Raw genomic sequence first — 309 nt, 5'->3', positions numbered from 1 at the left:
CTTTTAATAATTCACGCGCTCTTTCATGACGCTGTTGTTGCGTCCAACCTGCCCATTTAGGGGGTTTAAACTTGCCATTATTAATAAAAGGTGGAGTAAAAGAATAAGCCGGTATTTGCCCTTGCCCCATGATCTTTTCCGCTATAATTTCTCTATCTAAACTTAATTTTACCGCTTCACGCACACGGGGATCATCAAACGGTGGACTTTTATTATTAAGCTCATACAAGAAAGTACATAGGTAGGGCTTAACATGTAGATTCTCTGGTTGCTCTTGTTTCATCTTTCGATAAAGCGTAGGAGGAATAG

1 protein-coding gene is annotated in these 309 nt (G+C 39.8%); it reads right to left on the bottom strand.

What is annotated here, in order from left to right:
* Nucleotides 1–283: ABC transporter substrate-binding protein (locus GYB81_RS23640; protein WP_233787669.1), on the bottom strand; the 283-nt coding region annotated here is incomplete at its 3' end.
* Nucleotides 284–309 lie beyond the last annotated feature (26 nt).

Source organism: Pseudomonas yangonensis, assembly GCF_009932725.1.
In the GTDB taxonomy this organism is placed as follows: domain Bacteria; phylum Pseudomonadota; class Gammaproteobacteria; order Pseudomonadales; family Pseudomonadaceae; genus Aquipseudomonas; species Aquipseudomonas yangonensis.
The sequence above is the reverse complement of the archived record's forward strand: the minus strand, read 5'-3'. Positions and strand labels throughout refer to the sequence as shown.